This window comes from Microvirga sesbaniae, from assembly GCF_025460805.1.
Classification (GTDB): Bacteria; Pseudomonadota; Alphaproteobacteria; order Rhizobiales; family Beijerinckiaceae; genus Microvirga; species Microvirga sesbaniae.
This window is the reverse complement of sequence record NZ_JAMXFJ010000010.1, coordinates 61843-87846: the sequence shown is the minus strand read 5'-3', so window position 1 is coordinate 87846 and position 26004 is coordinate 61843. Positions and strand designations below refer to the sequence as shown.

Genomic DNA, 26004 nt, shown 5'->3' with positions numbered 1-26004 from the left:
TCCTTTTATATCTTTTTACCGCACGACAACTCGGTTTTTTGTGGGGGCGGAGCCTTTATTCAGCGTTCCAATGGTTAACGGTGAGTGCCGCTGCCGTGGCTGCCGCTAGGGTCAGGACTGGGTCGGCGAATATCTGGCTCTGTTGCTCGACGGCGGCGTACGCCTCAACCGCATAATCGTAGACGACATAGTCACGTCCGCGCTCCGTCGCAGCGGTTTGGCTTTCCTGGGGATTGGACTGGCTGGCCACATCCTTGAGAGTGATGAGGGTGTCCAGAAGCTCCATTTCGGTCAGCCCACGCTCAAATCCTGCCTTGATGACGGTCGTGCTCGCCTCATGAGACAGACGCAGAAGGGAGTGGGACCAAGGAGGGGTAAGGCGGAACCCCCGCCCTGAGGGGCGGATCGAGCAGCCGGCCCGTACGATGATGCCTGTATCAGGGCTAAACCATTGGCATGGCCTGCAGATTGCAGCGAATGCGAGGGCTTGTGCAGTTGCGGTAAGGTTTGGATCAAGGGCCGTTCCTGCTGCTGCCTTTCGTACACTGGAATCCCAGACGAGTTCCCTCAGGCCGGACATTGCTGGTGGCAGATCAACCATGAGGGGTCTTTTGCCGGGAAGGGACAGCGACGAGAGGGCAAACTGGGTGCGCTCGAGGACGCCGTCTGTGTTATCGGCGGCCAACAGTGCGGACCGTGCGTGGCGCATGATTTGCGTTTGGGCAGCGTTGGCGACTTTGCTCTCGTCGGATAGCGCCAGACCCGCATATACATAGCGCATATCGAGAACGTCATTTTCGTTCTGGGCAGTGGCACTTCGGTTGACGAGGAGGCTCATGGACCTCGCAAGGATCTCAGCTGAAGCGGCACGGGCGCTCAAGAGCGCTGGTTCGTAATTGCCATCTGAAGAAGAACTAACCCCTCGGTCATAGACGATTTCGAAGCTGGATCGCAGGAACGGGGTACGGGAGGTCTCTCGAATCATGGCGTTTGTTCTGCCCTTTTTTGGCTCAGAGGAACGCCAATATCGCGCATTACGGGTGTCGCGCCATGCCTTTTAATGTGCTATTCCGAATTAAAGTTAGCAGCCAAAAAGGAGGTAGCGAATGGCTGACGAGACCTTCAGCGATGTCAAAGACCTGGTTCCGATAAGCGCCACAGGGGACGAGGAACCGGCTCCAGCGTACCCAGAGGACGTTGCAGAGAGGCTGGCCCCGGCCGAAAGTGATTTGCCGCCTCCGGAAGGCTTCACACCTAAGGAAATCCAGTCCTCAATCTACGGTGCGTCGGTCCAGATCTATAATAGCCGCCCGGATCATCAGGATTACGAGGGCAAAGTCCAGGCGGTCAACGATGCGGCAACATTGTTTGCACTCTGCGGCAACAAGCAATTGATGGCGACGATGTTCGAGGAAATCACGGCGGAGCACGCCCACCCGTATGATGTATTTGCCCGAGCCCAAAGCGAAATAGAGGGCATGTTTACCCTTCCAAGCGAGAGCTAAAGAATAAAGGCCGGGGGTTCCCCGGCCTTCTTTTTATCAGCCTCCCGCAATTCTTTATTCGAACCAGAATTCATGGATACCTCTGTGGATCTCTAGATCTTTAAGCGGCTGCGCCTGAACTGGAGGGGCTACAACCAATTCGAGTTGGCCTAGGGACATCCCCGAAATGTGAGGAGCGAAAGCCACCACTCGTGTTTGGACCGCAGGCAGTGGAGCGGAGAATATGGTTGGAACGTCGCTGGCTGCAGTTTTGGAGGCTCTGGTCTGTGAGAATTGCTCAACCGGCGTCACTGCTAGCGAATAGGAGCTCAGATACTGTAGCTCTCGGCGCACCTGGCCTGGATGACCCATCAAGACCCCTCGCCGGACATACTCTCTGTTAATCGAGCCTTCGCCTTCGCCATGAATGTGGTCGTGGTAAAGAGCGATGTGTACCTCGAGGAGGTTGGAATTCACCCGAAATATGGCCTTCATCTCCTCTGGCCTGAAGAGAGGCTGAATATCAGATGGAACTTGGTTAATAACGAATTTGCCAGCTGTTTCGGGATGATAGCGTATGTCGTGGTCCCGGATTGATGCTTTGATTGCCATCATTGCGTCGGAGTTCTGTCGATCTTTCAATCCGTCGACCCACACTTCGGCAAAGCACCTCAAAAAGTGATCAACCTTAGTAGGGTCGAGGCCTTCGCTGATTAGGCGATCTCGGAAATCGGCAGACCACTCTGGCTGATGGGCCTCGAAGAACCCGGAGCCTCTCAAGCGGACTTCCTGGTCCGTCATTCCCTTTGTGCCTGGAGCCCAAGCTTCACGTTCGACATCAGCCTGCCCCGTACTGTCTTCGACCAGTCGCTGATTGGCGATGGAGTCAAATAGGTTGGAGGGAAGGGTAGCATATTTTAGGCGCTTGCTTGGCTCCCAGGTATCAAGGAAGACATCATAGTCATCACGGTCAGTGGCCATGCCGTTACTCCAGGTAGAATCGGGTGAGCTACAAGCGGCTCTTATGCCTTTGCTCCTGTGGAGCGTCGAGCCGGACTCCCTGCCGGTCTTTTCCCCGAGCTTGGCCGGTTAGAACTGGAGCTCGCGCCGGGTCCACCATTGGCGGCTTTCTTGGCAAACGCAGCGTCGAGAAACTTGCTGGCTGTGGTCTTCGACACGGCGTCCGGGTATCCGTCTGGCGGAGTGGCGCCCTGATCGACGAGTTTCTTGACCCAGGCCATCTGGCTGTCGCTCGCAGGCTCCGACCCGCGCTTTTTGTCAGCCTCGTCGACGAACTTTTTGAGGGCGGCGCGATCCTGCTTGATGGAATCGCGCAGTGGCGTGTTCGTGGCCTGGGCAAGTCTCTGGGCTTTGTCGAGGAGCCAATCGCCGCTTCCTTCCCCGGTTTGGGGTGTTCCATTGTGCTGGTCGATGAAGGCTTTACAGGCTTTGAAGTTTTTTGTGACCTCGCGGGGGAGAGGGATATTCTTCCGGCCGGCGATGGTCTGGGCGAATTGAACCATTGCTTTGGTTGGAGGAGTTGCCACTGCTGCGGTGACTGACCCCTTCTTCTGTTTGATGCTCGGAATGAGGGTATAGGCGACCTTAGAGATTTCCTTGATGACCTGGTCGGCGCTTGCTTTGCCGCTCAGGATATCGTCGAGGCGTGCCTCCATGCGGGCCGTTGCGCCGGGATCGACGATAACCGGCGCTGCAGAGGCCAGGATCTGGTAGAGCTGCATGCCAAGCTCGGTCGGGACGAGGTTCTTTTTCTGAACCGTAATTTGTCCCTGAAGCTTAAGGCCCTCGATGATGGTGTCACGGGTAGCAGGGGTTCCAATACCCTTGGCTTCCTTGAGACGCTCCCGCTCGGCGGGGTCGTCCACGAATTTCCACGCTTCCTGCATGGCCTCGATCAGGCTGCCTTCGGTGTAGCGCGGGGGCGGCTTGGTCATCTTGACCTGAACTTCCGTCTCACGCGCCCTCACAGGCTCGCCATTCTTCAGGGGAGGAAGCTTGGTTTCCTCCTCGTCCTCGTCCGACTTGTCCTCGAAGATCTCCTTCCAGCCAGCGAAGACGGGAACCGAGCCGGTCACCGAGAAGGTGAACTTGCCAGGGGGCACCAGAGGGGTCTGCACGTCGACCCAAACCTTGGTCTGGTCGTAGATGTGCTGCTCGCCGATCGCTGCGAGGAAGGTCCGGGCAATCAGGTCGAAGAGGCGCTTCTGGTCGGGATTGAGCTGGCCGACCGTTTTGGCGAAGCCGCCCGGGCAGTTGATGTTCGGAATGATGGCATGGTGAGAGATGCCTTCAAGCTGCTTGTCCGAGAACACCCCACTCTTGCCTTTCCGGATCACCGGAGCCTTCAGCGAGTAGGAGGCATAATCGGAAACCTCCTTGAGCATTGCGAGGAGAGGAGCTGCCTGTGGGATCAAGCTCTCATTAAGGTAGCGGGACTCGGATCGTGGATACGTGATGATCTTGAAGGTCTCGTAGAGGTCCTGAGCGGTGTCGAGGGTCTTTTTTGCCGTCCAGCCCCATTGAGAGGCCCGCTTCTGAAGCGTCGGCAGGTCCATCGGCTTGGCTGGCGACCGTTCCTTCCGTTCGGTCTTCACGTGGACCGGGCCGGAGTAGGCTTTCGCCGCCCCCGCGATCTGGTCGGCAGTGCCTCGGATAAAGATGCGGTTCTCATCAGAGGGACGATAGAAAAGGTCCGCGCTGCCCGAGGCCCCAAAGACGTTCAGCCGAACCTCGAAATACTCCTTCGGAAGGAAGTTCCGAATCTCGAGTTCGCGCCGGCAGAGGATCCCGAGGGTAGGGCTTCGGACGCGCCCGATCCCAACGGGCTTCTTGCTCCCCTCAGGGCGGAGATTGTTGGTCGCAACGCGGGTCAGGGAGAGATTGTAGATCTGGTCGCCCTGCTGACGGGCGACGAAGGCATCGTACATGCCCTGATATTCGGAATTGGGTTTGAGCGACTTGAAGGCCGTTTGCAGGGTAGTCGGGTCCTGTGCCGTGAACATGGCCCTGCGGACGCGCCCCTTGAACTTGAGAAATTCCAGAAGGCTCTGACCGATACCCTGGCCTTCGCGATCGCAGTCGGTGGCGATGATCACCTCGTCGGCGGACGAGAGCGCTCGCTTAATCTTGTCGAGTGCCTCTTTCTTGCCGCCACCCTCTCCGGGAACATAGCCGTAGCGGCCTCCCTGCGGGTAGAGGAGATCGTCAGTCCATTTCTCCCAGGCCGGATTGACCTCACCTGGGAGCTGCAGCCGAAGCAGGTGTCCTTGGGCGGCGAGAACCTGCCCATAGGTGTTTCCAACCGCCGTGACGATGTCACGGGCTTGAGATGGTTTTTCGCAAATGACTACGGAGGGCATGAATCGCGTGTTCTGCTATCGTTCTGGAATCAACCGGTACCATGCTCGGGGTTTGGGGACGAGAGCATGGGCGTCGCAGACTACATTTTATTTCGGATTGGCGCTACTAAACTCGGCTGCTAATGATGTTTGAACAGACCAAGAAGGCGCGCCGTGCCCACGCCCCCTTATCAAGGAAGCAGTGGATTGGTGACGCCACATCTACCGCTTCGCTTGGGAACTGTTACAAGGCCGGCACCAACAGAGATCAATCAACCATGCGTACCCTACTCGCCTTCTCACTTTCTTTAATCATCGGAACCGGAGCAGCCTTGGCGGCCGATCCGGAGATCGTCGACGTGACCGGCATTGCACCGGGGGAAAAGCTCATTCTGAAACGCTGGCCGGATCCCAAGTCGCACAAGGTCGGCGAGGTTTCACACGATGCCAAGTGGCTCAAGGTCAGCGCGTGCAATAACGTCAACGCGGCCGGCAAGGTCATCATGGATGAGGACCCGGCATCACGGGGCCTCCCCCGCTTCTGCTACGTGAGCCAGGGGGACGATGACGGCGGCTGGGTTCCGACGCAGTTCATCAAGGCGAGCACGACGCCACCGCCGCGTGAGCAATCATCGGACATTTCCGGCTACCCGGCGGACGTAGTCGAGGCCTTCAAGGGGAACCTGGACTCCTGTGATGTTTTCAAGCTCCGGAAGGGATTTGCCACGAATGAGCATGACCTGAACGGGGACGGGTTCAAGGACTGGATCATCGACTACGGCGACTTGGTCTGTGACGGCATGCACTCGATGTTTAGCGGGAGTGCCGGAAGCCTCACCCAGGTTCTTATCTCGACGGGTCCAAACAAATGGACTGAGAGGTTCAACGAGTACGTCCGCGGGTATAAGGTCGTGAATCGCGGTGGGAAGGCCAGTTTTACCCTGGAACTACACGGCTCGGCTTGCCGGAAATCGGGAGCGGCGGCGTGCTCGAAGTCCGTTAGCTTCACTAATCGCTAAGAGAGCAGATCCTCTCTCGAACTGTCCTTTTGACGGATCTGCTATGAATACGCGAATTTCATGACCCGTGTCGCGCTATTCTCCCAGGCGGGATTGATCTCACCTGGGAGATGCAGCCGGAGCAGGTGTCATTAGGCGGCGAGCACCTGCCCATAGGTGTTTCCAACCGCCGTGACGATGTCACGGGCTTGGGATGGTTTTTCGCAAATGACTACGGAGGGCATGAATGGCGTGTTCTGCCATCATTCTGGAATCAAAAGGCTAACCACGCTCAGGGTTTGAGGGCGCGAGCAGCGGAGTCGCACAGTACGTTCTATTTCTGCCGATGCACGTGTTATTTCGGAGTCCCAAAGCCCTGGATGCGGATTGTGTGCCTAGCCTGACCGAGAGTCTGGACAGCGGTCGTGACCTAATCCTTTTGAGCAATGCCCCTGAAAGGATATAGAATTGTGAAAAATGGCGCTGTCCCCCACTATCCATGAGAGCCAAATGGAGCTCGAAACTATGGATAGGCGAGAGTTCATACGTAACTTGATTGCATCTACAGCCGTTTCTGGACTGGCATCTGTGCCTCTTGTCCCAGCTTTAGGAACCAGACCGGCTCAGGCTCAGTACGTCGAAGTGATAGTAGCAGCAATCGGCGTAATAAAAACTATCGCAGATGCAAGTCGTGGCGATGGCGGTCTTGGCGCCAGTTTGTCCACATTGAACGGCAAGCTTGATGTAGCGATCCGTCAGCTTGCAGCAATTCAAAAATCCATCGAGTACGTCGTCACTGAAATTGCAAAACTTCGGAAGGATATCTTTGATGCTCTAGGCGAGCAAGCAGCATACGTAATCCACAATGAAGTGGTCACGGCCATACAGAGGATCCAAGACTTGATGGTTGAGGCGAAGACCCGGGGTGTGTCTCTTGCCGCAGATAACCTGAACAGAGGTGATTTTGTAGACCGTCTCAAGGCCAGGTACGAAAACTTCGATATTGCGAGAGACAAGTTGGTCAATCTGCCCGAGGGACGATCAACGCTTCCCTCCTCAGTTTGCTCTATTTGCTTCGCCATCGATTGTGCGGCGTTTGGCTGGGGCATCATCACAGACGTTCAGTTGTCTATCGAGGCGAACCACCACGTAAACTGGCTCAATCGAATGTCTGATCCTGCGCAGCAACATTCGGTAGCAGAGGCTATTCGGATTGCCGGGGTGAACGAAGCGAAGATCATCTCAGACGCAAAAGAGAGGTTCGAGAAGGAGGGTGATGCCGCGAGTTATATAGCATACAAGGTCTATTCTGGATCTCCCGCTGATGTATGTGTCATTTACAACATGGACGCGGAAAGCTACGCCCAGGATGGGCGCGGGTGGATGAGAACGGGAGTGACGAAATCAATCCTCGCCGCGAGGTTCACAAGGGACGTCGTCGACAAAAGTGGCGCAGCTTTCCTGGAGAACATTAAAGACGTCGACCATATATACCATCACTTGAATCCAGACGGGACTACCTGGCTCGCTCATCCGAAAATCGGTGAGATAGATCAATCGAAGTGTGTGCGGCAAGATCTCCCTCTCTACGGAATCGATTACAATCATCTTGTCAGAGTAGCCCGATCCACGAATCCGAGCGACCTTCGGAGCTGGAAAGTTCTTGCACCCGTTGTCTTTCAGAACGTTAGGACTGGATCCGGGACGCTTTGGAAAGAAGTGACATCAATCAAAGCGTGGAAAGATGCTCAGCTTATATTGGATCAAGTTAATCTACAGAGGTTGAAGCGCGCCTATGCCACGGCATGTCTCTCGCATGTCGTAGAGCACCTCAGTCAGGTTCGACGAATGAAACAGACCCTCCCTGCGGTCGATCTTACCGATGCGGTGCGACAATGACCAACTCAAGCAAATTGAATCTGTATAGAATACATCAAACTCTGCCGCTGTTGTGGATACTTGCAATTCCCCCGGTCGCAGAAGCGCAGGACGGATTGCAGACTACGCCGCTTCAGCAGGTTCCAACCCTGCCTCCCGGACCTCCATCCGGCCCTCAAACAGCAAAGGGCGTCGCAGATTTCTTGAAAATGGGGCTCCCGATGCTGAATGAGTATGGCTTGGGATTAAAAATCAGCGATCAGATGACGAAGCTTGAGCCAAAGATACTCAATGATCTTAAGTATGCCGGAAATGGCGGAGTTCTGGTTGTTGCTCGATTACAGTCGGTACAAACTGACTCCGGAGTTTACCGCAGTCTAATTAGCGACCGTCTTGACTATGTTGGAATCGGTATGACACCGGCGGACGCTGAACTCTCTCATACTGAGCACCCAGACCCGTTTTACGTCATGGACCAGGGGAAACGATTGGATGCCGAGGCGAGCTTAGCCTATTGGTTTCGAAAGAATCCAGACGGATCTATTACTGTTACCCATCAACCGCTGAGCATGCTTCGCCGAGCGATGTTTGGTCTCCATGCGGAGCGAAATCTAGCGAAGTATAGTTGGTCTGCGGCGAGAGGACGTGAGCTGGAGAGGCTCGTGAAGGAACTCTCCGCATCCGTAGACAAGGCTGAAGTCAGATCGAAACTTGAGGAGATGGCCTCTAGCCGAGCAGCAGCATTGACGGAGTTGAACCGGTTAAATGAAAAACTGCGAGTAGAACTCGAACGAGCGAGGCAATCGGCTGAGAGCATGGTGGTTTTGGACCTGCTCTATAAGGGCGCCTCATTTGCGAGTTTTGTACAGAGGGCTTCGGAGGGGTTGTCGGCAAGCGACCAGTCGGCGGTAAGGTCCCAATCGACAAGGGATGGTGTTCTGGCAGAACTGGATGCGATCAACAAACGCGCAAAGTCCAGTTCGGATCTCATAAAGGAAGAAATCCGCGTTCAAAGCAACATTTCGAACAACGTAGAGACACAGGCAATTTTCATTCTCAGAGAGTATAATGTTCCGGTTGAAAACTTGCCGCCATCCGATAGCCCGACGATTGTTCCGGACCCTAATTAAGCAGCCGCCGGTTTGTATTGATCGACCTAGATTCGGGGCTCGTGCATGGCCTGACGATAGAATATCCTGCGCGGGGTTAAGGTCGCGAGCAGTTTTAAAGGACTAGTGCTTGGTTTTGGCTTCTATTCCAAAATCAGGCGACGTTTTGAATAGGATCGTCCACAAGCGTCGCGGCGTCGACCACATCCAGGCGCTCGAGGGCCGCGATGAGCTCGCGTGAGGAATTGATCCGGCGCACCTGAGTGTCGATCGTAACGTCGGCTTCGGGCGTGGGAACGATAAATACCAGACCGGAGGTTCCGGGAGGGCGGAGTGCCTTCTCCCGGATGACGTCTCGGATCTGGGCGAGGCCGGATTCTCCGCAAGTGGAAGAGAGCCGAATCTCAATTCTTGTCGGGTTCATGGGTCCTATCCCGTCATTTCTATTCCGATGACGCCTTTCATGGCTTTGATGGCTCCAAGGCTTACATCATCGGTCTTGATGGTGAGGCTCGTCTCTTTGGGTGCGTTGCTCCCAATTGCGATAAACAGGCGTGAACCATTTTCAGCCTGGGTTCTGAGAGCATTATGGGAGCGGATCTGACCGAGAACCTGAACGGCCAATGTCTGATCCGCACAGCGGACTACCGCGCCATAGCCTGCTTTCTGCTGTTCGGCATTCGCGGGCGACCAGCGTGTGATCACAGGGCTGCCCTTAGACCAGTCGATCTCAACCACGGCGATCAGCGGTTCCTTAGAAAGAATCGGCGGAACGACCTTATTCGAGAATTGAGCCCGCATCGCTGAGCAGGCGTCACCGACTTGAATCTCGGTGATCACCGTTCCATCGACATTGCGGTCCTGGATGCTGACGATTTCGACCAGAGCTTTCAGAGAGGTCTGGTCAGGTGTGATCTCCCGCATGGTTCGGCGGGCCGTCGTCAGGGAGACAATCCCGTTCGTTCCGATCAGGTCGGCATAGATGTCGATGGGGTGCGCTGCAAATCGATAGCCGAAAGCCTTCTCCTCACCAGCAATTGCATCGGCTGTGGAAAGAGGGTCGACCGTGAATTTAAGCGGTACCGGAGCAAAGCTGCCGAAGAGATCGCCCTGGTTCACGCCTGCCGATTTCCGGCTTGTCGCCTGCTTCCGTAACGCTTCCGTAGCAGAGAGGTGCTTGGCCCGCAGATCGATACGGGCCTGGCTGTCCTTCGGAGCCACAGGCATGTCGGTATTCTGGGTCTGGAGACGGTCGAAGGCGCCGGCCAAGATCAGGGTCAGGATGTCAGATTGTTTGACGGTACCCAAGGTCCGGTCGACGAAATCCTCGAGAGACTTGAAGGGTCCGTCCTCTCGGATGGCTGCAATCTGAGTTGCCAGATCCCGGCCGATGCCGCTCAGAGCGCAAAGAGCATACCGAATGGCTTTCGAGCCGTCCTGCCGTCTCTCGATCTGGAAGCTTGCGCCGGACACATTGATATCCGGTGGGAGAACCGTAATGCCGATCTTCTTGGCCTCGTCCACGGTCCGCATGAGCTTTTCGACCTTGGTAATCTCCTGCTCCATGTTGGCGGCGAGGAACTCATGGGTGTAGTGGCGCTTTAGGTAGGCTGTGATCCAGGTGATCAGCGCATAGGCTGCGGCATGACTTTTGTTGAAACCGTAGGCCGCGAAGGGCAGGACGAAGTCATAGAGCTCGTTGGCATCCTTCTCCGTCTCGCCCTGCTCGATGCATTTTTGGACAAAGATCGTCCGCTGCTTAGCGATTTCTTCGGGGATTTTCTTACCGATGGCTTTGCGCAGAACGTCGGCCTCGGCCAGGCTGTACCCGGCCACGATTCGAGCCATCTGCATGATCTGCTCTTGGTAGATGATAATCCCGTAGGTCTCTGCCAGCGTTTCGGTCAGCTTCGGGTGGGGGTAGGCCACCTTGGCACGGCCAGCCTTTCGAGCGGCATACTGCGGGATGTACTCCATCGGGCCAGGGCGATAGAGGGCCACAAGCGCGATCAGGTCTTCAAACCGGCTCGGCTTGATCTCCCGGAGCGCCTTGGTCATCCCAGGGCTCTCGATCTGGAACACGCGAAGCGTCCAGCCGCGATTGAGCATGGTGAAGGTCGCTTCGTCCTCCCATGGGAGCGCATAGGGATCGATGTCGATTCCCTCGGCCTTCAGGAGGCGGCGGGTGTTCTCAATGACCGTGAGGGTTTCCAGACCGAGAAAGTCAAACTTGACGTGTCCGGTGGCCTCGGCGGCTCCCATTTCGAACTGAGCGACTTTGAGGTCGCTCTTGTCTGGCGGGTAAAGTGGACACGTCTCGATCAGCGGGCGGTCTGCGATAATGATACCGGCAGCATGCTTTGTGGCATGGGTGACCGATCCCTCGACGACCTGGGCGGCCTTGAAAGCCTCTGAGGCCTCCGGCTGTGACAGCGCTCGGGCTACCGCAGGGAGTTGGGCTGCATCAGCAAGGGTCTTGGCATCATCAGGGATGAGCCTGACGAAGGATTCCACCGCACCCGGGGTCATGCCTCGGGATGCCCCCGCCGCCCGGAAGGCGCCCTTGGCTGCCAGCGTGGCGTAGGAGCCAATATGCGCCACGTAATCAGCCCCATAGCGCCGGTGAACGTAGTCAAGGACCTCCGGGCGCCGAGCTTTGCAGAAATCGACGTCAAAATCCGGCAGCGAAATTCGTTCGGGATTGATGAACCGCTCGAAGAACAGACCAAACCGGATCGGGTCCAATTCGGTGATCGACAGAGACCATGCCACAAGTGAGCCTGCACCGGAGCCACGCCCAGGCCCTACGGGGATGTTGTTCTGCTTGGACCAGGTGATGAAGTCGGACACGATGAGGAAGTAGCCAGAGAAGCCCAGACGCGTGATGTGATCGAGCTCGAATTCCAGCCGGTCGAGATAGGCCTGCTTCTTCTCTTCGATGTAGGGATTTTGGGAGATCCGTGCGGCCAGTCCTTCCCGGGCCCTCGTTTTGATCTGCTCGATCTCATCCTCAGCGGTCAGACCGGGCATATGAGGGATGCGCGGCTGGCTCGAATGAACGAAGGCCTCCGACCGGCTGGAAATGGCATCGGCGTTGATGAGGGCCTGAGGTACGTCCTCAAAGAGGGTCTCAAGTTCCGCCGGCGTCTTGAAGGTCACCCCAGCAGTCAGATTGCCTTTCTCCGCTAGGGCCTCGGCGACCCCGGTCTCCTTACGACGGGAGACGAAGTCGATAATCTCAAGGGCCTCGCGGTCTGCAGCGGTCCCGTGACGGATTTCACTGGTGGCGACCACAGCCGGTTCCAGGCCGAGCTCGTCCAACAGGTCGAGGATACGAGCCTCAACGGATTCCGGTCTCTGCCGACGCTCCAGCTCGACGGCGTAGGTGACGCCGCTGGCATCCAAGGTGGTAAAGAGGGTTCGGACGTAGGCTCGCGCGTTGCTGGATCGGGTCGCGTTCGGCAGGAGGCCGTCCGCAGTAGGCCCCGTGAGGAAGTAGATCGTATCCGCTTGTCCCTCGACCAGAAGCTCCAAGGGCAACGGACCTGAATGGCAGTTTGAAGCCACCTTATAGAGATGCTTCAGCCCGGCCTCGTTGCGGGCATAGAGGGTCACCCACCCAGTAAGGGTCGTGTTTGCTTCGGCTCCCTGGATGCTGGATTCGACAGAAAGGCCAAGGACAGGCTTGATGTCCGCCTTCTTGGCGGCTTTGCAGAACTCATATGATCCTGCCATCGAGTTGCGATCACAAAGACCGACGGTGCTCTGCCCTGCAGCCTTGGTGAGGCTGACAATAGCCTCCGGCGACAAGCAAGACCGGCCGAAGGAGTAGTAGGACTCGGTTTTAAGGTTGTTCGGCATCAGAGATCACAGAAGCTTCGTGGACCAGCCGCGAACAGCCACGGCAGGCGAGGTAATCTTGGAGGCTTGGGAACCGGCGAAGAGATCGTTCTGAGACTGCGGGTTCTCCCGCAGGGCCAGCATTCTGATCCAGACTTCCGCCAAGAGGGTGCAGTCCTTGATCGCATCGTGCTTCTTCGCACGCTCGGGATCGTAGAGGCCCAGGCGCCCAGCCACTGCGTCGAGGTTCACCGTCCGGCCTGGCCAAATGAGCGAGGCGGTGTCGATGGAATTGATGATTGGGTTCGGGAGTGGCGGTAACCCATCCCGCCGACAGGCGTCATTGATGAAGCCGACGTCGAACGGAGCGTTATGGATGACCAAAGGAGCGTCACCGACCATGCGGCAGAATTTCGGATAGACCTCGCCGAACAGCGGAGCATCCTGAACCACTGTGTCATGGATCCCATGGGCCTCGAATGAGCCATAGGAGATCCGGCGCCCTTCGGGATTGATATAGGAGTGGAATGTCCGCCCAGTCCGGACGCGGTTCACGACCTCAACAGCGCCGAGCTCGATGATCCGGTCGCCATCTTCGACGCTGAGACCGGTGGTCTCGGTATCAGCAATCCAGAAGCGTTCGACCGTTTGGTTCTGGGGGGCGGATGCAGGCATTGGCGGGTTCAACTTTTTAATTTTATTGGGGTTTTTGCCCTCTAAAGGGGAGAGGGCAAAATCTGGAATGATGGGCTTTGTGTCCCTTATGCACCCATTTGGGCCGTGGGAGGGCAGGCGCGCTCTTCAGAGGCAGGGGTCGCTTTACGTTTGTTTTCTCCCACTCGGATGACCTCCCCATCTGGTGTTGAATTGTACCAGCCGGCGATGTGGTAAACCTTGCTTCCTCGATTGAGCTTGCCTTTGAAGCAGGGGCGCTTGGCCTTCTTGTCGGCATCTGTCAGGGCGAACGTGAAGATCGCGCCCTTAAGCAGTTCTCCGGCAGCGCTCCTTCCGGATACCGCCTGATACCGTTTTCTATCCCTGGACACCTTTTGCTGGGTCCGAACCTCAAAGGTCACCCCTTCAAGGACGATGGTCCCCGTAAGCGAGACAGAGGTCTGCGAGGTCTGCTCATTGAGCGTTCCCGAGATCACGAAGGTATGCTGGGGGGCCATTTGTGCTCCTTATTGCTGCAGCGATCCGGGAAGCACCCGTTCTCGAATCGCGAATTAAATTGCAGGTTCGCCGCGTTATCCCTCGCTTTTAATCCAAGGCGAGGGCCAGAGAAACCTGCGTACAGCCTCAAGGAGTTGGATTGGGAGCTCACTCACATCATTTATGACGAGCCACCCGGGGATGTTCATGGATGGAGCTTGCTGGCTGATCCCGATGCCGATCAGATGAACGCCACAGGAGATGGCGACGTTTGCCGCCTCTTCGGCGGCGATGGGATCGTTGGCTTCGCCATCGGTGATCAGGATGAGAACCTTCTTGTCGTGTTTCAACCGGTAAAGTTGGTGGGCTCCCTCGAGAATGGCCTCGGCCGTCGGTGTTCCGCCGTTCCTTCGGCGCAGGACGGACCCGAGAGCTGGCCGCATCGTCGAAGGGGGCTCTCCGAATGCTTTGTGGCGAACTATCGTCGGATTCAGTTGATCGTCGGTGGTGTAACTGTCGATGGCAAGGTCAATCTGGCGTTGGTGGCCGATAGCCTCGATGACCGCTCCGGCGGCCCGCAGGAGAACATCGCGACGGCTCATTCGAGCTTTGGGGTCCGACTGGCCTCCGTTGGGCTGCTCCTCAGACGTGAGCATCGATCTTGAGGCGTCGAGCATCAACTGGACGGCGGCGCTTGTCCCGGTACGGCGCTCAGTGCGTCGGAAGATATCCGGATCGCGCATGGCGATGCCCATGATGTTCTGATCGTCGAGTTCTCCTTCTAGACGGTGGCGGCGGACCACCTTCCGCTGGCGCGAGATAAGGAGTGACCGAACCGCGGCGGCGAGTGTTTCAGCATCCCTGCTCGCGTTTTCCATGATGGACCGGAATGCATCTCCGTCCTCCGGTTGCCGGGTCTCTGGAGCGATGATCAGGGGGCTGGAGAATGCTCTCCGATAATGGCTGGGCGAACGCCCGGAGGCCTCGGCGCGGGCAACCGATCGGTTGTACGTCCGTACATCGATCTGAGTTCGGCTGACGATCCTCGTAACCACATCGGAGATGTCGAGCAGAGGCGTGTTCAACTGGTCCGCGTCGTCTCCCTGCCAATCAGGCTGACCACCGTCATCGGCGAGACCCGGTTTAGGGACGCTCGCTGTCCCACCGTGGGCGGTGGAGCATCCGGAATCCTGCTCACTAGGTGCGTTTCGTCCGGTTTGGGGCCCGGGCGGGTTGAGTGTGTCGCCCCGGCTCTCCTGTCGGCTGTCTTGCGGTTGATTAGCCTGGGTTCGCTCACGGGAAAGGCGGATCAACAGGTCGGAGAGGTGGAGCGCAACTGGGTAGAGTTCAGGATTATCCCTGCAGCGGGAAATCACAGGCCAATAATGCTGGACGACCTCGACTGCCTCCGAATCCACATGCTCGCGCATGAACTCGATCGCAACCTGTGCCGTCGGTGCACAGGGATAGGCATTGGCGATTGTACCGAACCAGGTGAGGACCTGGTGAACGTTGGGGATCAGGCGCGGGGGAACAGAGGGATCCCGGGCTTGGAGGTGGTTGAGTTCGCGGGAGACGATGTGGTTGCGGGTATAGCCGATATTGATGTGAGAGCCGGGAAACTCCCTCGCTCCAATGGACTCGATCCGCCAGTCCTCCAGACAATTCTCCGTCTTGAGCCAGACTCGAAGGCGGTGCTCCTGGGATTTGTCCATCTCGGCCACAGGAAGCCCAATGACCTTCTCGATCCAAGGGAGGCGGCGAGAAAGGGTGCTGTAGAGGGGATGGAACACTTCATGGTTCCCATATCCTCTCAGGACCTTGGCATCTGCGTCGCTGTATTCACTCTGCGGCCAGATCGCCGGTAGATTTATGTGCACGCCATCAGTGAAAGCTCGGCTTCCTCTGAACGTTATGTTGAAGCGGCGGTTCCCCATTGCCGAGAGCGTTGAGGCAATCTCCCGGCGCAGGATGTACCCTGGAATGGTGGTCATGATGGTGCTGGTCAGAAAGGAGCCGGAGGATTCCAGGACGGGCCGTAAATCTGATGAGCGAGCTCATAGATTGTCTTGGCATCGGCCAGCGTAGGGGCCCGGGCATAGAGGATCCGCCGGACGGCCTCACATTCGTCACCGTAGAACGAGGCGAGGTCGGCAGCCGCTTCGAGCTGACGGAAGCTGCAGGTGGTGCTGATCTCGCCCTTCTTGTAGGCGGCCCGGATCAGGTTCGCCACTTTGATGATGTTGGTCGCGGCCGAGGGACTCTTGATGATGCCTCGTTCGGTTAGGATTTCGGCCTCCTCATCGGGCGGCGCATAGTCCATATCGACCCAGACAGAGAAGCGGTCACGGGTGGCCTCCGACATCTCATTGATCATCTGATAGCGGTTTAGGCTGTCGGCCCGACCCTTTGTGTTCGCCGTAGCCAGCAGCGCCACCTTGGGATGGGGAGGCACAAAGCGACCTTCATCCTCCAGGATGGTGATGCCTTCGCCCTCGTAGAGTTGGTGCGCGATGTACTGGAGATCCGGATCGGCCCGGTCGATTTCGTCTACGTCGATGACGGCCGGCTGGGTGATCGCTTGAGTGAGGAGCCCGTCGAACCAGCGGGTTTCTGGTCCCTGGTGGGTGCTGATCTGCTTGAAGCCACCGAGCATGTCACGTTTGCCCATGTCACCGTGCATGGGGATCCGGTACCAGGGGCGCCGTAGCCTGCCGGCAACCTCTCTGGTCACCGTGGTCTTCCCACATCCCGGCGGGCCAGTGAGAACTGAATTGTACCCTCTGTCCATTGCCCAGAGGATGAGGCGAAGCTGCTCGATGTCGAAGCGATGACTATGATCGATGTTCGGAACGCGTGGATGCTGGCCGGACCATTCAAAAATGGTAACGGGGAAATCCAGCTTGTCGGCGTCGCTTGGGTGGCGCAGCGCATCCGCGAAGAGATCCGCGGCTTTGACCTGGTGTGGGCGCCCTTCTGGATAGCTGCCGTGAGCCGGGACAATCTGGGCTGAGGGTGCGATCGCGGGTTTGGAGATTGCGATCCGGTCGGCCTCAACGAGCTTGCTGAAGACGCTCTCAAGGCTCCGGAACTTGCCGCTGGTGGCCTTTTCGATCAGACGGTCACCGCTCGAGAGGATCTCTCGGTCGAGAGCGAGCCGACCGACTGGTTCATAACCGCCTGACGGCGCCGAACTGAGAGAGGGCGGAGTTGCCGTCGTCACAAGGTCGGTGACGGGCTCCTGAAGTGGGGTCTGGTGGGGCAGGGTAGCGTTGGCTTGGGCCAAGGCACTGATAGCGTCGGCGAGCGCCCGATCGTTGGCGGTCTTCATGCGCTCGCGAAGCGCCTCTATATCGTCGGCATTGGCAGGGTCGGTCAGTTCTTTGCAGAAGCCAGTATGGCATTCCGAGGCGGGATCGAATCTTACCTGGCCCATCGCTTTGTGGACGAGGGTTCGGGCGGCGTCGATGCAATTGGAGAGGATCGCTTGCGCCTGCTGGGGCCCAAGAGCCTCCGCCAAGATGCCACGAAACTGGTCAGCGACTTCGTCCTGGCTGGGGAAGAACACGCCGCCGCGGCTGCGTGTGATCCGGAAGTAGGTCTTCTTAATGTAGAGACCGACCAAAAGGTTGATAAGGGATGATTTTTGTTCGCCGATCTCGGACATTGGGGATTGCTTCAATGTGTAATTTCAAGAACACATTGGGATCAATTTGATATTTCTTTGGTTAGAAGGATGGTTTGCGGAGGGGCGGATACTCCGACCATTTGCTCCTACTCTTGCTTGTCAACACTGCTTTTGCCGGACTTCGCCAGCAGACTAGTCGGAAGAGTATGCCAAGACCTGGGGAAACCGCCTTTTGATTCCTTTAATTCGAGCAGGTTATGCCTATGATTTCGCTCAGCTATTGATCCAAACGGGGCGCAAGGTTGTTGGAAGACGTCACCAAAGTCGAGGCACAAGGCGAGACCAAGCTTATCCTGCATAGGAAGAAGGAGCAGCCTGACAGCCTAAGCAGAACACATCTCCATCTGCGCATGATCTCCCACGATGTCAGCACTCGAAACGCGGGCTATTTTGAAAGCGTAGTGCGTGACAAGGACGGCAATAAGTTGAAGGGCGTGACCCAAAAATGGCCTTACGTTGAGAAGACTCCAGGCAAAATTGAGTTTGAGGTCGACGAGCACACTCTCAACCGAAGGGTCGTGTGTCGCAATGTACAATGTGACAAGAAGATCTTCCCCTACGATGGTGGGATATTACGTCGAGAACTGCGTGAGATCGAAATAGCATTCTACCATTCTCCCGATTTGGAACGGGGAGGCGAAGTAATTATTTTACCAACGGACGAGAACATCGCAGCCATCTCTGTCCGGCTCAGCGGGGAGTTATTTGACTCACTCTTCAGTAACTTCTGGACTAACTCGGCTCCGGCAAGTGTCTATCTAACCCTCCACATGCCTTGCTTCGCATCGGGATTGGAAAGGTACGGCGTGATCCCGGGCGAGAAAGCCACTTTCGCCGAACTGGTGAGCATCGATGTAGACCAGAGCCTAGGTCGGGTCGGCGAGGAGTGGGCTGTTCCAGACATCTTCGGAAACGCGAAGCCGCGCGAAACATCCAAACACGCTGAAAAGATCCTGCTCGCGTTGGATCGCCTTCAGTGGATCATCGGCATAGCGGCGGCATTCCTAATCATTAAGAGCTTTGCCCGGTGACGTGGGAACATCCGTGAAGGGAAGCCCCTCGCGCGGCCAATTCAGCATCACGCTACGCCAATAGTCAGGTGGGACCGGCGTAATCATTCTAGGAGGGCGTTGTCGCCCTCCTGAACCACTCAATTCATCTTGCAACAGCCTGTGCGTTCCTCGCGTGCTGGACTTGCAAGCGGGTAAAGGTCATCAGCGATCCCCTGGATTCCCTGAAACTGTCGATCAGGATCTTCGTCATCTTCCGGGTGCGTTTGCCGTCACCCTTGTCGACGCGGGTTGATTCAAGAACCGTGAACAGAGAGATGTTCCGGCGCACGGCTTCATGGCCAATCTTAGATAGATCGATCCTTGTGACGGCGCTGGGCCGAGCAGGTTTAATGTCACGGACCTGTCCCTGCTTCCGCCCTCCAGTGTTCTCCGTCTTTTCATATAGAAGATATGAGCGTGAACCCGGGGGGCGAACGGCGAACAGGCTCTTGTCTCCTGTATGGAGGCCAAGAACCTCCGTTTGATCGCTCTCCTTGGTCAGACGCCGCCACGGGCGATAGTTGCTCGCGTTCGGCCCTTCCACGACATAGGCCTCAATCTCAATATAATCCTCCATTCGTCCGTGAAGGACGGTCGAGGCTCCCATATCGATGACCAAGCACTCCTTCTTGTCGAAGGTTACAGCCCCGGAACCGTCTCGTTCCGTGTGGGCTCTCATGCCGCGACCTTCCATTTGCTGCTTCTCGGCGCGGCTGGTGATCTCTTTTGCGTTAAGGATGCAGGCGGTCTTTGTTTCGTCCACCCCTTCGATGAGCATATCGACGCTGCAGAGGACCTGGACGGCACCCTGACGATAATCGCTGAAAGCCTTGTCGATCTGAGTGGGAGACAGCTGGGAATGGACGGTCTGGGCCGCGAAGCCAGCATCCTTGAAGGCTTTGGCAAGACTCTCGGCGTCTTTGATAGTGCCGGTATAGGCGAAGGTTGGCATGGTGGAGCCCCCCTCCTTAGCCCATGCCTGAACGCACCGCTTATGGTAGTCCGCCGGCCGGTTGTTTCGGACATGGCTTTGGATGCCGGACTGTGTTTCGATCGGATTTCTCGGATCGATGTATTTGCTGACCGCAGCCTCGATCGAGGATCCGTCTTTGAGGGCGATATACGGGGTGACCGTTCGCGTCGGTACGATCGCACCCATCTTCAGGGCTTCCTGATAGGAAACCCTCAGGAGCTTCGCATTCGCCAGATCCGGATGGAGTTCCTTGCCGTCAGGTCGCTCGTGGGTAGCGGTTGCTCCCATCACCACTAAGTCGGGATTGATGGCCCGAGCCGCGTTAATGATGGCGGAGTGCTGGGAGTCGGCATTCTCACTTGCGTGGTGGCATTCGTCGACAACCAGGAGGTCATAGGGCTTCAAAGACCGGATATTTGCCATCACGGTTTCAGGGAGCGCGTAGACAATCTGACCGGTCTGGTCGAGTTTCCCGTCTATGCCGAGCGAAGTGCTCTTATGCCCAAGGCTTTCAGCACGCCGCTTGTTCTGCTGCGCGACCGCGATCAGATCCTGCATGACGAGGATGTTGGCATCAGGCTTGCGCTGGAGCGTCTTGTTGATGACGTCCGTGAACATATTGGTCTTGCCGGACCCTGTAGGCGAGACAACCAGGACATTCTGGCCGGTTGCCAAGAGTTCCGAGGCCTGGGTGGTCACGCGATCTTGCATCGCCTGCCGGAGTTCGTGATCAACGGGCATCAGAGAATCCGAAACTGGGAGTATGGGAACCAAACGCAACTACGATTCCTGATCATACCATTAAAATCGGCTTTCCTGAACCGCAAAGCGTACAAATGTGTTTTTAATTCGGACTTCGTGTTAAAAGCGGTGGGTTCATAGGAGTGCCCGATGGCAGGAAAGAAACCACATATCGACGGATTCGGGGTAAAGTCGGACAGACATTTAGATAGCCCGTCGGCCCATCAGAGGCCCCACGACCGGTCTGATGATTCGAGAACGCCTGGATCCAGCAGCCACCCAGAGCGGAGTTCGCGCAGGGATGGCAACGACGGTATCGGCGATGTAGCCAATTCGTTTCTGAAGAGGGCGGAACGGAACGACAAGCTTTCGGGACTCGCCGAGGGTGCAGCGCGGTTCGGCGCCTATGCTGGCCTTGCATATGGAACTATGGAACTGGTCATTCTCGCCCGCCGGGCCATGGTGAAGTACCTGACAGGCGTTGATCCCGACACTCCACAGGCTGCGGAACAGGCAAAGGCGGCGGGAGTCGCCCCGCAGAAGGGTGAGTGGGCGGAACAGGCGGTTCGGCTCGACCAGGCAGGGATGCAGCAGGCGAACGGTAAGCTTGCGGAAGTCGCTGGCGCGGTCGGTATCAACCTTCCTGGACAAAGCCAGACAGAGGGCGGGAGGCTAGTCTCAGAAGGAAAGCTAGCCTCATTGGAGCCAACGGATACCAAGACGTTCGTCCTTGGGCATAAGGACCCTGGGAGTAAAGAGGATCAGAGCGTTATCGCACTTTCCACGGGGGGCGGCCGAGAAACCATGTCGGCTTATGCCCAGAAGACCGAGGACGGTGTTGTACGGAAGCGCAACTTCGTGAGCGAGTTGCCGGAAGGATCGCTAAGACTGGGGGAGAACGGAGTCGATCTGTCCTCCCAGGCCGACAAGGCTCTCCAAATCGGGAGCAAAGCGATGGGGGAGAGCTCGCTGGAACAGATCGTCGGCGTCGGCAATCGTGAAACCGATGTGGCGACCATGCTCAACAAGGACGGACGCGTCAGCAAGGAGGCCCGGTTCTCCGGGCGGGGCGGGGCGGGCGCGGTGGAAATTTCCGATGGCCGGGCTGTGTTCTCGCAATTGGACGATCGCGGCAAGCCTATATCCAGCCGCGAGTTGAAGGATCCTGGGATTTCGGTTTCGCCGGAAACCGGCGCTGAGACGCTTCCGAAGAGCGTTGTACACCAGATCGGAGCGTTCGCTGCCGATCCCTCGAACTTCCCTGCGGGGATGGAGCCGACGGGAGCCGATAAGGTGCTGGACCAGGCCAAAGCTATGAATATGGCGCCGCTTAATCTAAGCGTCGATCTTGGTCGTCCAGTCCGTGGCCGCGATCATGGGATATCTCGATAGCCGAGGCCTACATTACCTGGGCCCAGCTATCGCTGGGCCTAGTGGAATACCCTTAAATAAAGTCAACGCAGCCGCGCAGGCTCGGTAGGTAATCCCTTAAAGCGCGGCTAGCAGGCTAACATACGGTCGATAGACGATGGTCACTTCCTGCTCTCGAGGGCGATCTCACCGATCCGTTGGACTCAGTATTCAGCGTCGTTCGATACCAAATAGGTGCAAACTCTAACAACACCTAACGAGGCGTGTCTAACTCCAAACACTTAGCACTGCCTGAAACGGCACAGAGTTGCTTGAAGAGGGCACGCACCTCGTCTCGCCAAATTCCTACAAGCTCATTGGCCCTAAGCGGACGCAAACAGCTATCGTTCGGCACATAAGATAACGATCCCGGAAAGGCCTCCGCTATTGTGCTACAGTGCCGCAGAGTTTCGTGAAATGTTCTTAGTTCTTCGGCCGTCACGGAGCCGCGACCTTGGGAAAGAAAAGCCGGCGCTTCGAAGTGGCATTCGTAATCGGTGAAATCTCCTCGCCTACCTAATTCAACGACTCTCGTTCCCGCCGGACACGTTGGGCGTCTGGGTGATAGTGCAGACTTGCCGGCAAGTTTCCACTCTTTCATACAAGCCAGCACTTTGCTTTCGACACACTGCTGATCAACGACCATTACTTCCTGACTGCGGACCAAAGAAGGGTCCACGCAAATCAAGAAGAATAAAACTGAACATGTAAGGGTCCGGTTACCGCGCAAGGGATGCCTCCTGCCCAATGTTCAGACGCCATCGGTCCTAATATCATAAATCAAGTAACCGAATGTATCTCTTAGGTATTAATTTCAGTCTCTTTAGCATCAAACGCACTCGTGGAGCATGTGCTAGTCTATTTCCATTAATAAGAGGGAGGCCACGGATATGCCTGGGTACCGCTTCTTAAGTCGAGTTAGTGTTGCGGCGACTGCTCTTATATGGGTGTCACCCACGGCGGCCCAGCAACCAGCAGCGGTTTCGACTAGTTCGATTAAGATCCGGGCTCATGGCGTTGAGCACGGTTCGCCAGTCATTCAGTCGATCCTAGCAGCTGAATACGGCCCTCGGACGCTCCGAACCGACACCTCTCTAGCACGGGATGCCGCCACCCAAGTTCATCGAGAGCGGATCTCGAATCCACTATCACCAACCAAGACCGCTCCTTTCACTCCCGCGTATTCGAAACCGGTTTTCGACATGATGCAAAGCATCGACACCGCGAGGAAGGATTACTTGAAACGACGGCATGGAATCGAGTCTTTTAAGGAGGGGAACGCAGATCTAACATCTGTTTTCTCGCTGATCCCAGGCGGCGGCACCGCAGCGTCAAAAGTCGGTTCGAAGTTAGCAGGGAAATTGGGCACTCAAGCAATTTCAACCAATAGCGGCGATATAGCTCAAACTCTGACCGAGGCGAATGAAAGGAAATACCGATCGGCCGTAACATCGGCAGTGCGAAGAGTCGTTGCCGATGCTGATCCGGTGGTGCTTGCGAAATGGCGATCTGTTGGGATCTCGCCTCATAATCAAGTTGAGGCGCGTCGAGAACTGTTTGGGGCTGCCGGAGATTTGATGTCGAGAGGCATTCTGGCTGGGTTGCCGGTCGAGGTCCAAACAGACATTCTCGGAGCACGGACGGACCTACTCAATGACGCGGTCATCTTTCTGAGCGAACAGAGCCAGTCCCAGCTCGATCAACTCCGTGTCGATACAGATGCTTCCTTATCGGCAATGAAGGATGAGATGTCCCTACTCGGCAAGGGCCTTCATGCTCTTCAAGGGGAGCTCGACAATTCTACACGGGCTGTTAGTGCGTTGCGGGAAGGCATAGAAGCTGATCTGGCCGCTCTAGAAAAACAGATGTCCGCTCCCGATCCGTCAGTCGCAGTTCAGTCAGCGATGTGGCGCGAGATGACGCCTCATCAAAAGCTACTAGCATTGGATGACGGATTCCTACCCGAACTCAAAGGACCCGAACGTGAGGATTTACGGGCGAAGCTAAGAAACGTCACCGCCATTATGGACAGGCGCGACGTTGTTTTGAACGGACTGTCAGGCCTTGGTACTCTTGGTAATTTGGCAAAGGGAATTGGTATCCCCATAGACAACTACAACCTGCAGAAGAACATCAACGATGCTAGTTCTGCTGTTAATCTTATTTCCAATATTGCGTTAGGAAACTGGTATGGCGCAGCGCAGTCCCTGAACGGTCTCTTTGGTGGGGGAGGTGCAGATCCTGATGCAGCGGCGGCGAGCCGGCACGCTGAGATAATGGATACTCTGAAAAAAATTATCGACTTGCAAATCGAGACGTTAAGGCGTCTGGAACAAATTTCCGAGCAGATCCAAATGAGCACGCGAGCCATCCTCGCTCGATTGGAAGAGGTAGAGTCAAAGGTAGATCTAGCAAATGAGAAGCTACTGTATGAGCTAGTTGGGAAACCATTTAGCGCGTGTACGGAGTTCGTCCGAACAGCTCAAGCTGAACCTTATCGGATGCGAAACGGAATGTTCCAGAGTTTTGAGGATCGACGGCGTCACTTCGATGCTGATCAGGGACGGGACACGCCGACGTTTAGCACTTGTTCCACGCTCCTTGACCAAATGAAGATCGTCGAGCCCCCGCAAACTCGGCCGGAGCAGGCAAATCTCGTGATGATGGTGCACCAGGCATTTCGCTTTGAGCACCAAGACGTTGGGAACAGAAGCTTGTATCCTTGGATCCAGCGAAGGATGCGCGATGTAACCTACTATGCGTTGGGGATATCCGAGAAGCCAAACTGCCAGAATCGCCTCCTATCCGTGCTGAGCGCGGCGCCCAGGAAATTCGCAGACATTCCGGATGTAAAATTGAACTGCGCCGATGCTGATATCCCCTCCTATGCAGGCTATACTAACGTCGAAGGAGCACCCATCAACGCCAGTGACGCGCTTGAGTATACCTTGGCTCCGGGCGTAGTCCGCGAAATTGTTGAAACCAGTATGTTCATCGCTCCGTACTGGGAGCTGATTCAGAACGATCGGAATCGGCCGCCGCGTCATCGCCTAGCGACTGAAGAGGAGCTGGCAGCGGGGCAACTCGACAGGAACATACCCCGTTCTATGGCCACCGACTGGCCTCGCAGATACCTAGACTTAGTTAATATCGCAAATGCGCAAACTCTTTTGCATAGTGGAGGGCTGGTTGCTGAGAGGCTCGGAGAGCGGATCAAGGCCCTGAAATTCGGGACACTGGTTGACTTCAAAAGCGACGAGGTAAAAAGGTTCGTCGCCGAGCGCTGCGTGCCGAGAGCTGGCGCAGCTCCAGATGATGGCCTCAAGAAAGAAGAGTGGGCTAAGCACGAGTATTTGGTGCTCTCGTGTCTTCTGAGTGATAATCCGGCATTTGAGCGCAATGTCATAGACCGTATCATCGCGGCTGGGCTTCGCGCAAAAGGTGCCGGGCTCTTTGAGTATGACCATGCCGTTAAGCTGAGGCATCCAGCGGCCCTAATTGAGCTATTCCCGGATCTTCCTCTGGAGTTGGTCACGGCCGGCGACCAGTATGGCTGGCACCTGAAACTCGTGAAAAGCGATGGCTCTCCGCTGCTGGTGCCGCTTCCGAGTGCATCAGCGCTAAGACTGAATCTGATTGATACGCCAAATAGCGGGAGTGCACTGCTTGATATACGCGACAGACTTCTCGATCGTGTCACTGCAACTGCGGCTCAGACATTAACCGAGAATAATCCAGAAGCTGCCTATACTCTACGGCAGGCGTTTCTTGCTGATCCTGCTTTCGGCCGAGTGCCACTTCGTACCAGGGCGGAAGCGTCGCAGTTTGTTTCGTTGAGAGCAGGCGATGCGCTCCATGTCGAAGCATTCCAGTTTTTTGCTGAACTCACAAACGATCCGAGGGATATTTTCGTTGTTGACCACAAATGCGTACAGGTGCGAGTGAAGGCCTGTGCACTGACCTACAACGAAAATGTCGATTCCACTAGCCCGTCTTGTCCGCCCGGTTTAGTGGCAGACGGAAGCCCTCGTATGATCGGGGGCGGCGGCACTACGCGACAACCTGTGGTATTACGTCAAACGTGCGCGCTCAGGGATATCAAGAATGTAGCTACGATCCCAACCAGCTTCCTTGAGGGGTGTCGGATTCGGGCGGAGGCATTACCCGCACAGGAAGGGGAGGATGTTTGCCTAAGACCGTTGCAGGTGAATCGGCTCGTCGACACTTGGAGGTCAGAACTCCACTTGCTCTTTAAGCGAATGTGCGTTCTGTCAGGCAATCCAAGATGTGAAGAAATGGACGGCGTGCGCTAGATGGAGT

General features: G+C 56.4%; 17 protein-coding genes. 7 read left to right on the top strand and 10 right to left on the bottom strand.

The window, feature by feature from the left end:
- Nucleotides 1-55: 55 nt before the first annotated feature.
- The gene (locus OCW50_RS15460; RefSeq protein ID WP_262267035.1) at nt 56-838 is read right to left on the bottom strand and encodes a hypothetical protein; all 783 of its coding nucleotides are present in this window, start codon (nt 836-838) and stop codon (nt 56-58) included.
- A gap of 268 nt (nt 839-1106) precedes the next feature.
- On the opposite strand from OCW50_RS15460, the gene OCW50_RS15455 reads away from it, so the two are divergent.
- Complete coding sequence (locus OCW50_RS15455) at nt 1107-1505, top strand: hypothetical protein (RefSeq protein ID WP_262267034.1); 399 nt, start codon at nt 1107-1109, stop codon at nt 1503-1505.
- Between the two features lie 54 nt (nt 1506-1559).
- On the opposite strand, the gene OCW50_RS15450 is transcribed toward OCW50_RS15455, so the two are convergent.
- Both OCW50_RS15450 and OCW50_RS15445 read right to left on the bottom strand, forming a co-directional pair.
- The gene (locus OCW50_RS15450) at nt 1560-2465 is read right to left on the bottom strand and encodes a hypothetical protein (protein ID WP_262267033.1); all 906 of its coding nucleotides are present in this window, start codon (nt 2463-2465) and stop codon (nt 1560-1562) included.
- Between the two features lie 41 nt (nt 2466-2506).
- Nucleotides 2507-4864: a type IA DNA topoisomerase gene (locus OCW50_RS15445; RefSeq protein WP_262267032.1), complete on the bottom strand. Its 2358-nt coding sequence runs from the start codon at nt 4862-4864 to the stop codon at nt 2507-2509.
- Between the two features lie 257 nt (nt 4865-5121).
- Here OCW50_RS15445 and OCW50_RS15440 point away from each other — a divergent pair, with 257 nt between their 5' ends.
- From OCW50_RS15440 to OCW50_RS15430, 3 genes are all read left to right on the top strand, one after another.
- Nucleotides 5122-5862 carry a hypothetical protein gene (locus tag OCW50_RS15440; protein WP_262267031.1) on the top strand — a complete coding sequence of 247 codons (741 nt, stop codon included), beginning with the start codon at nt 5122-5124 and terminating at the stop codon, nt 5860-5862.
- 489 nt (nt 5863-6351) lie between these two features.
- The gene (locus tag OCW50_RS15435; protein WP_262267030.1) at nt 6352-7740 is read left to right on the top strand and encodes a hypothetical protein; all 1389 of its coding nucleotides are present in this window, start codon (nt 6352-6354) and stop codon (nt 7738-7740) included.
- Complete coding sequence (locus OCW50_RS15430) at nt 7737-8849, top strand: hypothetical protein (RefSeq protein WP_262267029.1); 1113 nt, start codon at nt 7737-7739, stop codon at nt 8847-8849. The genes OCW50_RS15435 and OCW50_RS15430 overlap by 4 nt, the downstream gene beginning before the upstream one ends.
- 133 nt (nt 8850-8982) lie before the next feature.
- Here the strand turns inward: OCW50_RS15430 and OCW50_RS15425 are convergent, their stop codons facing one another.
- The 6 genes from OCW50_RS15425 to OCW50_RS15400 all read right to left on the bottom strand — a co-directional run bounded on the left by OCW50_RS15425 (nt 8983) and on the right by OCW50_RS15400 (nt 17487).
- The gene (locus tag OCW50_RS15425) at nt 8983-9252 is read right to left on the bottom strand and encodes a hypothetical protein (RefSeq protein WP_262267028.1); all 270 of its coding nucleotides are present in this window, start codon (nt 9250-9252) and stop codon (nt 8983-8985) included.
- Nucleotides 9253-9257: 5 nt separating this feature from the next.
- Entirely contained in the window at nt 9258-12689 is a 3432-nt protein-coding gene (locus OCW50_RS15420) for a DNA polymerase III subunit alpha (RefSeq protein WP_262267027.1), read from the bottom strand.
- Between the two features lie 6 nt (nt 12690-12695).
- The gene (locus OCW50_RS15415; RefSeq protein WP_262267026.1) at nt 12696-13343 is read right to left on the bottom strand and encodes an exonuclease domain-containing protein; all 648 of its coding nucleotides are present in this window, start codon (nt 13341-13343) and stop codon (nt 12696-12698) included.
- Between the two features lie 86 nt (nt 13344-13429).
- Nucleotides 13430-13840: a hypothetical protein gene (locus OCW50_RS15410; protein WP_262030211.1), complete on the bottom strand. Its 411-nt coding sequence runs from the start codon at nt 13838-13840 to the stop codon at nt 13430-13432.
- Nucleotides 13841-13915: 75 nt separating this feature from the next.
- On the bottom strand, nt 13916-15814 hold the full coding sequence (locus OCW50_RS15405) for a vWA domain-containing protein (RefSeq protein ID WP_262298160.1): 1899 nt from the start codon (nt 15812-15814) through the stop codon (nt 13916-13918).
- Nucleotides 15815-15825: 11 nt separating this feature from the next.
- Nucleotides 15826-17487 carry an AAA family ATPase gene (locus OCW50_RS15400; protein ID WP_262267023.1) on the bottom strand — a complete coding sequence of 554 codons (1662 nt, stop codon included), beginning with the start codon at nt 17485-17487 and terminating at the stop codon, nt 15826-15828.
- Nucleotides 17488-17753: 266 nt separating this feature from the next.
- On the opposite strand from OCW50_RS15400, the gene OCW50_RS15395 reads away from it, so the two are divergent.
- The gene (locus OCW50_RS15395; protein ID WP_262267022.1) at nt 17754-18539 is read left to right on the top strand and encodes a hypothetical protein; all 786 of its coding nucleotides are present in this window, start codon (nt 17754-17756) and stop codon (nt 18537-18539) included.
- A 124-nt stretch (nt 18540-18663) separates the two neighbouring features.
- Here OCW50_RS15395 and OCW50_RS15390 read toward each other — a convergent pair whose 3' ends face one another.
- Nucleotides 18664-20274, bottom strand: a complete 1611-nt coding sequence (locus OCW50_RS15390) for a DEAD/DEAH box helicase (RefSeq protein WP_262267021.1) — start codon at nt 20272-20274, stop codon at nt 18664-18666.
- Between the two features lie 150 nt (nt 20275-20424).
- Here OCW50_RS15390 and OCW50_RS15385 point away from each other — a divergent pair, with 150 nt between their 5' ends.
- Nucleotides 20425-21666, top strand: coding sequence for a hypothetical protein (locus OCW50_RS15385; protein ID WP_262267020.1), 1242 nt, complete (start codon nt 20425-20427; stop codon nt 21664-21666).
- Nucleotides 21667-22886: 1220 nt separating this feature from the next.
- Entirely contained in the window at nt 22887-25997 is a 3111-nt protein-coding gene (locus tag OCW50_RS15380) for a hypothetical protein (protein WP_262267019.1), read from the top strand.
- The last annotated feature ends 7 nt before the right edge of the window (nt 25998-26004 follow it).